This window comes from Poseidonibacter lekithochrous (assembly GCF_018861145.1).
Classification (GTDB): Bacteria; Campylobacterota; Campylobacteria; order Campylobacterales; family Arcobacteraceae; genus Poseidonibacter; species Poseidonibacter lekithochrous_A.
On the sequence record NZ_JAHKQT010000030.1, the window covers coordinates 49,190 to 60,984 of the forward strand.

The 11,795-nt window shown below is 28.4% G+C and carries 10 protein-coding genes; all 10 read right to left on the reverse strand.

Annotated features, from left to right (window positions below; genetic code table 11):
* Positions 1–45 precede the first annotated feature (45 nt).
* The 10 genes from KO488_RS11285 to KO488_RS11330 all read right to left on the reverse strand — a co-directional run bounded on the left by KO488_RS11285 (position 46) and on the right by KO488_RS11330 (position 11,666).
* Positions 46–1,695, reverse strand: a complete 1,650-nt coding sequence (locus KO488_RS11285; RefSeq protein ID WP_216058922.1) for a cation acetate symporter — start codon at positions 1,693–1,695, stop codon at positions 46–48.
* Complete coding sequence (locus KO488_RS11290) at positions 1,695–2,009, reverse strand: DUF485 domain-containing protein (RefSeq protein WP_216058923.1); 315 nt, start codon at positions 2,007–2,009, stop codon at positions 1,695–1,697. The genes KO488_RS11285 and KO488_RS11290 overlap by 1 nt, the downstream gene beginning before the upstream one ends.
* 355 nt (positions 2,010–2,364) lie before the next feature.
* Positions 2,365–4,017 carry a cation acetate symporter gene (locus KO488_RS11295; protein WP_216058924.1) on the reverse strand — a complete coding sequence of 551 codons (1,653 nt, stop codon included), beginning with the start codon at positions 4,015–4,017 and terminating at the stop codon, positions 2,365–2,367.
* Complete coding sequence (locus KO488_RS11300) at positions 4,017–4,331, reverse strand: DUF485 domain-containing protein (protein WP_216058925.1); 315 nt, start codon at positions 4,329–4,331, stop codon at positions 4,017–4,019. The genes KO488_RS11295 and KO488_RS11300 overlap by 1 nt, the downstream gene beginning before the upstream one ends.
* 228 nt (positions 4,332–4,559) lie before the next feature.
* The gene (locus KO488_RS11305; protein ID WP_216058926.1) at positions 4,560–5,192 is read right to left on the reverse strand and encodes a 3'-5' exonuclease; all 633 of its coding nucleotides are present in this window, start codon (positions 5,190–5,192) and stop codon (positions 4,560–4,562) included.
* The gene (locus tag KO488_RS11310; RefSeq protein ID WP_216058927.1) at positions 5,192–7,009 is read right to left on the reverse strand and encodes a DUF294 nucleotidyltransferase-like domain-containing protein; all 1,818 of its coding nucleotides are present in this window, start codon (positions 7,007–7,009) and stop codon (positions 5,192–5,194) included. The genes KO488_RS11305 and KO488_RS11310 overlap by 1 nt, the downstream gene beginning before the upstream one ends.
* A gap of 95 nt (positions 7,010–7,104) precedes the next feature.
* A complete protein-coding gene (locus tag KO488_RS11315; protein WP_216058928.1) occupies positions 7,105–8,985 on the reverse strand; it encodes a sodium:solute symporter family protein in 1,881 nt (626 codons plus the stop codon).
* A gap of 12 nt (positions 8,986–8,997) precedes the next feature.
* A complete protein-coding gene (locus KO488_RS11320; RefSeq protein WP_216058929.1) occupies positions 8,998–9,252 on the reverse strand; it encodes a DUF4212 domain-containing protein in 255 nt (84 codons plus the stop codon).
* A 187-nt stretch (positions 9,253–9,439) separates the two neighbouring features.
* Complete coding sequence (locus KO488_RS11325) at positions 9,440–10,102, reverse strand: response regulator transcription factor (RefSeq protein ID WP_216058930.1); 663 nt, start codon at positions 10,100–10,102, stop codon at positions 9,440–9,442.
* Complete coding sequence (locus KO488_RS11330; protein WP_216058931.1) at positions 10,083–11,666, reverse strand: cache domain-containing protein; 1,584 nt, start codon at positions 11,664–11,666, stop codon at positions 10,083–10,085. The genes KO488_RS11325 and KO488_RS11330 overlap by 20 nt, the downstream gene beginning before the upstream one ends.
* Positions 11,667–11,795: the final 129 nt, after the last annotated feature.

Consider the following 11,795-nt stretch of genomic DNA (forward strand, 5'->3'; position numbering starts at 1 on the left):
AATAAAAAAGATCAAAGAGAATAACTCTTTAATCTTTTTTTAGTACTAGTGATCAACCGCACCTGCTGACCCAATACCTGTATTTGCTCTAATATTTTGAGCTCTAAACATTTCTTTTTCATCTTTTCCTCTTTGAGAATTATCAGTTTTAGAAAAAATCCAGATTGCTATAAATGCAGTTGTAACAGAGAATAATGCAGGATATTTATATGGGAATAATGCTTCTGCATTTCCTAAAATATCTACCCAAACAATTGGTCCAATAACTACTAGCGTAACTGCTGTAATTAATCCAATAAATCCACCAATAAATGCACCTCTTGTTGTTAATCCTCTCCAATAAATTGAAAGGAATAAAATTGGGAAGTTTGCTGATGCTGCAATAGCAAATGCAAGACCTACCATATAAGCAATATTTTGTTGTTCAAATGCAATACCAAATATAACACCTAGAATACCTACAACAATTACTGTGATTTTTGAAAGTTTAACAACTTGTTCATCAGTAGCATTTGGGTTAATTACATTAGAATAAAGATCGTGTGAAATTGCACTTGCTCCTGATAATGTAAGTCCCGATACAACTGCTAAAATTGTAGCAAAAGCAACAGCTGAAATAAATCCTAAGAATGGATTCCCACCTAACATATGAGATAAGTGAATTGAAGCCATATTGTTTCCACCAAACAATTTACCATCTACAAAATATTGTGCACCATCTGCTGAGTTTAAGAAAGCAATTGCACCAAACCCAACAATAGTAATAATTACCCAAAAATAACCAACAAAACCAGTCGCATAAACAACAGATTTTCTAGCTTCTTTAGCATTACCAACTGTAAAGAATCTCATAAGTACATGAGGTAAACCAGCTGTTCCTAACATTAAAGCCATACCTAAAGAAATAGCAGAAATAGGATCTGAAATGAATCCACCAGGAGCAAGTATAGCTTCACCATCACTATGATTTTCAGTTGCAGCAACTGCTAAAGATTCAAAGTTAAAATCATAAGTATATAGAATCATAATTGCCATAAAAGAAACACCTGATAATAATAAACAAGCTTTAATTATTTGTACCCAAGTAGTTGCAAGCATACCACCAAAAGTAACATAAATAATCATCATTACACCAACAAGAACTACCGCATACTCATATTCCATACCAAATAGTACTTGAATAAGTTTACCAGCTCCTACCATTTGAGCAATAAGATATAAAATTACAACAGATAAAGTACCAAATGCAGCTAATGTTCTAATTTCTTTCTGTGCTAATCTATATGCAGCAATATCAGCAAAAGTAAATTTACCTAAGTTTCTTAATTTTTCAGCCATAAAGAAAAGAATAATTGGCCAACCTACTAAGAATGATACAGCATAGATAACTCCATCATAACCTTTTAAATAAATAAGTCCTGATACTCCAAGAAATGCAGCAGCTGACATATAATCACCAGCAATTGCTAAACCATTTTGGAAACCAGTAATTCCACCACCTGCTGTATAAAAGTCACTTGCTGATTTTGTTTTCTTTGCAGCCCAATACGTAATACCTAAAGTACCAAGAATAAAAACAAGGAACATAACGATTGCAGTAACATTAAGTTCTCTTTTTACAGCTTCAAATTCTGCCTCACCTGCTGCAAAAACAGATAATGCAAATATAGTTATTAGCGCTAATATTTTAAACATTAAATTAAATCCTTTACATCATTTTTTATATCATTAGTTAAATCTTCAAATTCACCATTTGCTTTTCTTACATAAATAAGAGTTGTAATAAAACTAATCACTAAAATTGCTAATGCAATAGGAAAGGCTATTGTTGTAAGTCCATCACCAATTTTTGTTGCTAAAATTTCTTTGTTAAATGCAATTGTTAAAATATATGCATAAAACATAACTAGTACAAAAATACCTAATTTAATACCTAAACTATTTCTTTTAGAAACTAGTTCATGATATTTTGGGTTATTTTCGATTCTCTCTACTAATTCGTCATTCATTCTGCTTCCTTTTTTAATATAAATATATTTAGATATTTATATTTATTTTTTATACTTATCTGACTAAATGCTAATAATATTAATAGCAATAAAATAGCAAATAAGATAATAGTTATTAAATGTAACATAGAAACTATTATGTAAGGTTAAAAAAATTAGAAAAAAAGTGTATAAATTGTGTAATATAAGTAGAAATGTAACAAAAAATATTTTTATAAATTATTAAATTTAGTATTAAATTTTAAGATTAAATTTATATAATTATAATATGTAAAAAAGTTATATATTATGTTACAAAAAGTGATATATAAATTATATATGTTACAAAAGAGAAAAACTCTCTTTTGTAATTGTTTTAGTGATCAACTGCACCGTCAGCACCGAAACCAGTTTCCGCTCTAACTTTTTGTGCTTCAAAGGCATGAATTTCATCTTTTGCTCTTTGAGATTTATCAGTAATTGAGAAGAACCAAATACTAATAAATGCAACTGCAACAGAGAACAGTGCAGGATGTTTGTACGGGAAGATAGCTTCTTCGTTTCCTAATACAGAAACCCAAACAACAGGACCTAATATTACAAGAATAACAGCAGTGATAAGACCCATAAGTCCACCAATAAATGCACCTCTTGTAGTTAATTTTGACCAATAAATTGATAAGAAAAGAATTGGGAAATTTGCAGAGGCTGCAATGGCAAATGCAAGTCCAACCATAAATGCAATATTTTGATGTTCAAAAGCAATACCTAAAGCAACTCCTACAACACCAATAACTATTACTGCTCTTTTAGAAACTTTCATTTCCATCTCTTCGTTAGCTTTACCTTTCATAATTACATTTGCGTAAATATCATGAGAGATTGCAGATGCACCTGCAAGTGTAAGTCCTGAAACAACTGCTAAAATAGTAGCAAAAGCAACAGCTGAAATAAATCCTAAGAAAATATCTCCGCCAACTACATGTGATAAGTGAATAGCTGCCATATTATTTCCACCGAATAACTTTCCATCAACAAAGTATTGAGCTCCTGCATCAGAGTTTAGGAAAACTATAGCACCAAGACCAATAACAGCAATAACTAAATAGAAGTAACCAATAAAACCAGTTGCATAAACAACAGATTTTCTAGCTTCCTTAGCATTACCAACTGTAAAGAATCTCATAAGAACATGAGGTAAACCTGCAGTTCCTAACATTAACGCAAGACCTAAAGATATAGCAGAAATTGGATCAGATATAAATCCTCCAGGTGCCATAATATCTTGACCTAATGTATGTGTTTCAACAGCTTTAGTTGCTAATAATGTGAAGTCAAAATTAAATTGTTGTAAAATCATAAATGCCATAAATGTAACACCTGAAAGTAATAAGATAGCTTTAATAATTTGTACCCATGTAGTTGCAAGCATACCACCAAAAGTTACGTAAATTATCATCATAACACCAACAAGCATAACTGCATATTCATATTCTAAACCAAATAATACCTGAATAAGTTTTCCAGAACCAACCATTTGAGCAATTAAGTATAAAGTTACAACTGATAAAGAACCAAATGCAGCTAAAACTCTAATCTCTTTTTGACCAAGTCTAAATGCAGCAATATCAGCAAAAGTAAATTTTCCTAAGTTTCTTAGTTTTTCTGCCATTAAAAATAAAATTACAGGCCAACCAACTAAAAATCCAACTGCATAAACTAAACCATCATAACCTTTTAGATAAACTAAACCTGAAAGTCCTAAGAAAGATGCAGCTGACATATAATCACCAGCAATAGCCATACCATTTTGGAAACCAGTTATTCCACCACCAGCTGTATAAAAATCACTAGCAGATTTTGTTTTACTAGCTGCCCAGTATGTAACTCCAAGTGTTGCTCCAATAAAAATAAAGAACATTACAATTGCAGGAATATTAATATCTCTTTTAGTAGCTTCAAATGTAGCATCACCAGCAGCAAATGCAGCAATTGCAAAAATTGAAATAAGTGTTAAAATTCTAAACATTATAATGCATCCTTTATATCTTCTCTAACTTGGTTTGTTAAATCTTCAAATTCGCCATTTGCACGTCTAACATAAATTAGTGTTGTAATAAAACTTATTACAATAATTGCAGCTGCAATTGGGAATGCAATAGTCATAACTCCATCACCAGTTTTTGTAGCTAATAAAGTTGGTTCAAATGCAATTGTTAAAATAAAAGCATAAAACATAACTAATACAAAAATTGCCAGCTTAAGAGAAAAGCCAGATCTTTTTTTAATCAGTTCTTGATATTTTGGGTTGTCTTTGATTCGTTGTACTAACTCATCATTCATATTTGGATCCTTTACTTTTTTATTCAAGTTTTAAATACTTGCTTATTAAATTAAAAAACATAGTATTGAATAAAATAAAGTCTAATAATACAAAGAGTAATTTAGTTCATACTTTTATTTTGTGAATTTAAGAAACATTTAAATTAATAAGAGTGAATATGTAACTTTTAGAAGCTATATAAGAGAGAATAAATGGCTTATTTATTCCTCTATCTTATATATATTTTTTTAACTAGTGTAAAAAGTGGTTTTTGCAGGTGTAACATCTTTAAGTTTTAAAAACATCATAGACGTCATTATTGCATCATTTAATGCATCATGTTTCCCAAGAGTTGGAATATTTAATTCTTTTAATATAGTATCAAATTTCAAATCAATAAATTCATATTCACTTGTTTTCTTTTTTGATTTGAAATACATTGATGATACTTCAATACTTTCATTTGGTAATTTTACTCCAATATATTGTTTTGTATATTTTGAAATCATCGCAATGTCAAATTTAATATAATAACCCACAATTGGTCTTGAACCTATAAAGTCTAGTATTTTTAGAATAGCTTCTTCTGGACTAACTGCATTTTCTAAATCTATAGGTCTTATTCTATGAATTTTTATAGATTCGGCACTTATATTTTTAGAGGGTTTTACAAAGATATTAAAAGTTTTTCTCATGATTACTTTATTCTCTTTTATATGAACTGCTCCAATTGAAAGTATTTCATCTTTTTTTGGATTTAATCCTGTTGTTTCACAGTCTAAGCATACATATTCATTAGGAATAGGATCATCAAATAAAAAATCATATTTTTTATCTTTTAATTTTTTTCTATTCCAGTTTTTAAAAAATTTTGCAAACATTATGAAATCTTATCTATTTTAAAAGAATAGCTAATAAACTTTTTAAAATCATTTACTATTTTAAAAGAATCTTTTAATAAATCTCTTTCTATTTTTCCTAAATGATGAGTATCTATTTCATTGTTTATTTTTTTATTTTCAAGTAATTTTTCAAGTTGAGATTTTAATCTTAATGTATTTACAACATCAAATGCCTCTAGTAACTCATCCGCTTTTTCTTTTTCTAGGATTTTTTTCTGTTCTAAGATTTTAATTCTTTTTACAGTTGTAGTTTCCCTAATTTTTTCCCTTAAAGCTAAAGAACGAATTCCTTGTACAATTGGGAATACTGCAGTTTTTTTAATATCAATATAATGAACTTTTGTCATAAAATTTGCAACAGTGCTTGGTGTATCAAAAGTTAAAGTAGCTTTTGCAAAATATGCCATAAAGACATCTTTATCATGAAGTTTATCAAATAAATCATCTTTTAAATTTATCAATAATTGCTTATCTCCTGCAACAGCAAAGGAATCAAAGAATATTGCTAAATCCATATAGTTTTGCATATCAGGTGCTTCAATCCATCTTTTTGTTTCATTTTTGTATTCACTTACGGTTTTACACCAAAATGGATTTGAAACCATAATATTTCCTTCGCAAGGTGGATAACCGAAGTCTATTAAATGAGCGGTTAGTTTATCCATATATGGACGATATACAGCTACATCTATTCCATCTTTTACAACAAGTGCATTATCTTGATCAGTTTTTATAATTTGTTCATTTCTTCCTTCACTTCCCATTACTATTAAACATGCATCTTTTTGTAACTCTTTTGGTACTACTAATTGATATAATTTCTGATAAACTTTTGTATTTAATTGCCCGATTAAATTTGAGATGTGATTTACTTTTACACCTTTTGCTTGTAAACTTTTGATTATATTTATTAAATCATTACTTGAGGTTTTTAAGTCTTCTATTGTTTTGGCTTTCTTTATTTTTGTATCTACAACATAAGTATTATTAGCAAAATGTGACAAAATATCAATTTGTTCTACTACTCCTAGCATTTCTCCTTGATTATTTGTTACACCAACTCTTTTGATATTTCTTTTTATTAATATTGTTAGAGCATCAAATAAATAATCATCATTAAATACTGTCATTAATGGAAATACAGCAATCTCTTTTACTGGAATATTTAAACTTCTTCCTTCTAACAATACTTTTACTTTTAGAAGTGAATCTGTAATTATTCCATAACTATCATCTTCTTTTTTTACAATTATAGTTGATGTTTTATATGTCATTGAACTTTCAATAGCATCAATAAGTTTTGTATCTTCATCTACAATACAAGCTTCATGAATAATAGTATCATCAACTTTTGCAATCATAAAAGAAGATAATTCAGAGGTATATTCTTTATTTTTTAATGTTTGAATTTTATTTACAAGATTATTTAAAAAGAAATCTTTGAATTTTTCATTTCCTTCAATTAATTTTAAAAAAGTAGCTTTTTCAAGTTCATAACAAATTAGGTCTTCATGTACTTTGAATGTATTTTCAGTTTCATTATAAATAAGAGAATTTGCATCAAAAGAATCTTCTTGATGATAATCCATTATAACTTCATCCTCTTTATATTCATAAACCGAACCTTTAATTATTATAAAAAAATGATTAGAGATTTTTTCAGGACTAATTAGAACTCTACCTTTTGGATAATATGCTATATCCATATGTTTGATACATTTGTTAATTTGATTTTCTGTTAAAACTTCGAAGGGATGAATATTTGAAAGAAAGGCTTCTTGATCTTGTAAGCTCATTTAGATTCCTTAAGTTAGTATTTTTTTATATTATAATCAATAATATAAAAAAATACTAAAAGTATGCCCAAGGACATACTTTTTAGTAAAAGTGACTAGTGATCTACAGCTTCACCAGCACCTGAAGGGATTCTAATTTTTTCAACTAGTTCTTGAATGTGAGCTGGAGGCTCAGGAGTCATTCTAGAAACAATTACTGCCACAATAAGGTGTAATAATGTACCTATTGTACCAATACCAGTTGGGTGAATTCCTAAGAAGTAATCTTCTGCTTTTCCACCTAAGAATACGAAGTAGATAATATATCCGAATGTAAAGATAAGACCAACTAAGATACCTGCAATAGCACCTTCTTTGTTCATTCTTTTATCAAATACTCCAAGTATAATTGTTGGGAAGAATGCTGCTGCTGCTAGACCAAATGCAAACGCAACTACTTGTGCAACAAATCCTGGAGGGTTAATTCCTAAGTAACCGGCTATACAAATAGCAACGATAGCTGAAATTCTTGCCCACATTAACTCAGTTTTCTCATTTAAAGTTGATTTCCCAGTTTCTTTGTCTTTGAAAATAACTTGACCCATAAGGTCATGTGAAATTGCTGATGCAATTACAAGTAATAAACCTGCTGCTGTTGATAATGCTGCTGCAAGACCACCCGCTGCAATAAATGCAATTACCCAGTTAGGTAAGTTTGCAATTTCAGGATTCGCAAGAACCATGATATCTCTATCTACATATAATTCATTTGCAATACCGTTACCTTTTGCTAATTCTTCAGCTGATGCTGGTCCTTTTGCATTAGTAACTAATCTCTCACCATGAATTCCTCTGTTTTCTCCATCAAATGAAGGTTGACCTTTAGCACCTTCAAAAGCTTTACCAGTAGCATATTGAATTTTACCATCACCATTTCGGTCATTCCATCCTAATAATCCACCATTTTCCCATGTTGTAAACCATTTTCCGTCGTTACCTTCAATTTCACCATTTACAAATGCTTTATATTCAGTATTTTGTAAGTTTTTAATTAAATTAACTCTTGAGAATGCAGCAACTGATGAAATAGTTGTATACATAATTGCAATAAATAATAAAGCCCAACCAGCAGATATTCTAGCATCTCTTACAGTTGGAACTGTAAAGAATCTAACAATAACGTGAGGTAATCCTGCTGTTCCTAACATTAATGCTGTTGTAAGCATAAACATATTCCATAAGTTACCTGGTTGCGTATAATCAGTAAAACCAAGATCAGATATAGATTGGTCAAGTGCATGTAATAGATATGTTCCTTCAGGAATTGTTGAAACTCCAGTGTCGAATGCAAACGTAGTTGTTGCAAAAATACCTAATTGAGGTAAGAATGTATCTGTAACTTGTAATGATAAGAAAATTGCAGGAATCATGTATGCAAAAATCATAACAACATATTGTGCAACTTGTGTATATGTAATACCTTTCATTCCACCTAAAACAGAATAGAAGAATACAATTGCCATACCGATTAATACACCAGTATTTACATCAACTTGTAAGAATCTTGAGAAAACGATTCCAACACCTCTCATTTGTCCCGCAACATAAGTAAACGATACAAAAATAACACCAACAACAGCAACAAGTCTTGCAGTGTCAGAATAATATCTGTCACCAACGAAGTCAGGAACTGTAAATTTACCAAATTTTCTTAAATAAGGAGCTAATAACATAGCAAGTAGAACGTATCCACCAGTCCAACCCATTAAATATGCAGCACCATCAGAACCTTTGAAAGAAATGATACCTGCTAATGAGATAAATGAAGCTGCAGACATCCAGTCAGCTGCTGTCGCCATACCATTTGCAACTGGATGAACACCACCACCTGCAACATAGAAATCTTTAGTTGAACCAGCTTTTGCCCATAAAGCAATACCGATGTAAACTGCGAATGAAATACCTACAAATAGGTAAATTAATGATTGTAATTCCATTTTATAATTCTCCTATTCGTTAACGCCGTATTTCTCATCAATTCCTGCCATTACTTTAACGTAAACAAAAATTAATACTACAAATACATAAATTGCACCCTGTTGTGCAAACCAAAATCCTAACTTAACCCCGCTAATTTCAATAGCATTAAGTTCATTTATAAATAAAATACCACAACCGAAAGAAACTACGAACCAAACTACTAATAGTTTAATAATCATAGAAATGTTTTCTTTCCAGTATGCTTGTGCTTTTTCTGGACTCATTCTGCTCTCCTTAATTATTTTTATCAAACAATATAAATCGTTTAATAATTTAACATTGAAAGTATAATAAGTTAATATAGCAAAAAGGTAGCAATTGAAATAATTTCTGAATTTTTTTTGAATTTTTTTTGAATGAATAGTTTTAATATAGAAAATAATTTAATAGAAGCCTGAAAATAGGCTTTTATTAAACAGAATAATATCTATCTATTTTGTATCCTAATCCTCTAATATTTTTAATAAAGTCTTCTTTTAGTGCTTTTTTTAATCTTGATATCTCTGCTCTAATTGTTGGATTATCGATATTCTCTCCATCCCATATGTCTATTCTAAATCTTTCAAAGTCTACAATCATATTAATATTAAGCGCTAAGATATGAATAATCTCTAATTGTTTTTTTGTAAGATTTTGAGGTTCACCATTAAAATATAGTGTTTGTTTATCTTTAGAATAAGCATAATTTTCAGAAAATTTTATATGAGTTGTTTTATTTTGGTCTTTTTTTAATATTTGATTTATCTTGATTCCGAGCTCTTCTAGGTGAAAAGGTTTCTTTATATATTCTCTACAACCTAAGTCATATGCTTTAGTGATATCTTCAATATCAATAAGTGCTGATATGTAAATTGCTGGTATATATATTTTCTTGCTATTAAGTTCTTCTAGTATCTCAAAGCCATCTTTTGTTGGAACGTTTATATCTAGTATCAATAAATCATAAGATATATCAACATTATCTAAGACTTCTTGCCCATCTGTAAAACTCTCAACCATATGTCCAATACCTTTTAAGTATTCACAAATGGCATTATTTAACATTAGTTCATCTTCAAGTAGTAATATTTTCATTTATTCTAAACCTATAAGTAAATTTTGTTTCTTGTTCATTAGATTCTAGTTTTATTATAACTAAATTCTTGTCACAAATTTCTTTCACAATTTTAAGTCCTAAGCCAAACCCTCCTCTGTTACTATTCTCCCTATAAAAATCATCAAAAATCTTACTTTGATACTCAATTTTTTTAGATTTTGTAGAAACTGAAAATTCTACTTGATCATCATTTGTATAACTTAATTTTATAAAAACAGGAGAATTTGAATAAGAGTATTTAATAGCATTAGATAAGTTGTTATCAATTATTCTTTGAAATTCTGTTATATTAAACTTTATATAAATATCTTCTTCTATATTACTTACAAAATGCAGAGAATTTGAAGTAGCAATTTCATGAAAAAAATCTAATCTTTGAGAGATGATACTCGAAAGGTTTAAATATTCTTTTTCATAAATAACTCTATCTTTTTTTATAAGATAAGATAAATCATCATAGATATATTGAATTATTTTTGCACCTGATTCAATATGAGTAATATATTTATTATTTGGTATATTCATTTTTAATAAATCAATATTGGTTTGAATTATAGAAAGTGGAGTGTTGATTTCATGTACAGAGTTTTTTATAAATTTTTTTTGAGATTCAATTAAATTTGTTAATTCTTTAGTTTTTTCATCAACTTTATATTCTAAATTTTTATTTAAGTCTTCTAGCATATGAGTTTTTAATTTTATATTATTCATTGCATCTGTTGCATAATTTGCGATTACTTTAAATTCACCAAAAATTAATCTATTTTGATTTAACGGCGTATTATTTTGCTGTGACTCTTTAAAATATTTACCTATTTCTTTTACATCACTTACAATTAATATTGTTGCATTTTTATAAATAAATATTGAATATAAAACTAGCATAATAGTTAGAGATGTAATTTGTAAGGTATAATCAGATATTTTTTGGTCATATTCATATTTCTTTTCTTGTACTAGATTATCAATTTTATCTAAATAGACACCTTTACCAATAGCCCAATTTAATGGTTCATAAGATTTTGAGTAAGATATCTTTTTCACATTTTTTGAAATATCAGGTTTATACCAAGAATATTCTATATATCCACCATCTTTTTGTTTAGAAATAGATATAAGTTCTTTAATTACCTTTTTCCCTTTTATATCTGTAAATTCAAGTAAATTCTCTCCAATATTTTCTTTTGCTACTGGATGATAGATTGATGTACCATCAAAATTATAAATAAATATATATTCATTTAGATCTTTATATTTTCTTATTTCTTGAATAGTAGTTAATATCTCTTTTTTTATTGCTTTTATATTTTTAGTATTTTTGTATTTGTCATGTGTATACTTAATAAAACTAATCATAGAATTAACATCATTTTTAATAAGTTCTTTTTGGTTATCTTTATAATCAGTGTTTAGTGTTACAATTTTATCTTGAAGTTCTTCATGGGCATTATTAATTATAATAAATGTAAAAAATGAAATTAATACTATTATAAATAAAATACTGTAGACAATTAAGTGATATAAACTTTTTGCTTTAAACATTTAAAATTATCCTGCTCTTAGGTTTTATAGGTTTTTAGGATACCTTTTTATAGATAAAAAGTTACTTTATATAGTAAGTCTTGTAATTTGGAAAGTAGGGTGAAAGAATATTTATAAATGGTGACCCGT

Excerpts from the sequence above, each read along its gene's own strand:
- KO488_RS11285 (WP_216058922.1), bottom strand. The coding sequence starts at position 1,695 with ATGTTTAAAATATTAGCGCTAATAACTATATTTGCATTATCTGTTTTT.
- KO488_RS11290 (WP_216058923.1), bottom strand. The coding sequence starts at position 2,009 with ATGAATGACGAATTAGTAGAGAGAATCGAAAATAACCCAAAATATCAT.
- KO488_RS11295 (WP_216058924.1), bottom strand. The coding sequence starts at position 4,017 with ATGTTTAGAATTTTAACACTTATTTCAATTTTTGCAATTGCTGCATTT.
- KO488_RS11300 (WP_216058925.1), bottom strand. The coding sequence starts at position 4,331 with ATGAATGATGAGTTAGTACAACGAATCAAAGACAACCCAAAATATCAA.
- KO488_RS11305 (WP_216058926.1), bottom strand. The coding sequence starts at position 5,192 with ATGTTTGCAAAATTTTTTAAAAACTGGAATAGAAAAAAATTAAAAGAT.
- KO488_RS11310 (WP_216058927.1), bottom strand. The coding sequence starts at position 7,009 with ATGAGCTTACAAGATCAAGAAGCCTTTCTTTCAAATATTCATCCCTTC.
- KO488_RS11315 (WP_216058928.1), bottom strand. The coding sequence starts at position 8,985 with ATGGAATTACAATCATTAATTTACCTATTTGTAGGTATTTCATTCGCA.
- KO488_RS11320 (WP_216058929.1), bottom strand. The coding sequence starts at position 9,252 with ATGAGTCCAGAAAAAGCACAAGCATACTGGAAAGAAAACATTTCTATG.
- KO488_RS11325 (WP_216058930.1), bottom strand. The coding sequence starts at position 10,102 with ATGAAAATATTACTACTTGAAGATGAACTAATGTTAAATAATGCCATT.
- KO488_RS11330 (WP_216058931.1), bottom strand. The coding sequence starts at position 11,666 with ATGTTTAAAGCAAAAAGTTTATATCACTTAATTGTCTACAGTATTTTA.